Raw genomic sequence first — 333 nt, forward strand, 5'->3', positions numbered from 1 at the left:
AATTTTCAGCTTGTTCCAGATTGTTAAAGAGCATAATTGTTAAACCAACTACATCGTAATTGGCTTAATCATTATTGGGGACATCGTCTTTCACTCGATATCGGCGCAATTGGCGTCCCCTAGGGGATTCGAACCCCTGTTACCGCCGTGAAAGGGCGGTGTCCTAGGCCTCTAGACGAAGGGGACACGAAATACTGCACAAATCACTTTGTTGCATATCTCATGTAAGACCCACTCTTTCGAATAGCTCTCCCACGTATAGCCTATTGCTCTACTTTCTATCAGACAATCTGTGTGAGCACTTCACAAAAACACTTCAATGGTAAGGAGGTG

At 44.4% G+C, this 333-nt stretch carries 1 tRNA gene; it reads right to left on the reverse strand.

The annotated features are described in order from the left end of the window. Window positions 1-110: 110 nt before the first annotated feature. A tRNA-Glu gene (locus tag PROVRUST_RS05105) sits at window positions 111-186 on the reverse strand. Window positions 187-333: the final 147 nt, after the last annotated feature.

It is taken from the genome of Providencia rustigianii DSM 4541 (genome assembly GCF_000156395.1).
GTDB classification, from domain to species: Bacteria; Pseudomonadota; Gammaproteobacteria; order Enterobacterales; family Enterobacteriaceae; genus Providencia; species Providencia rustigianii.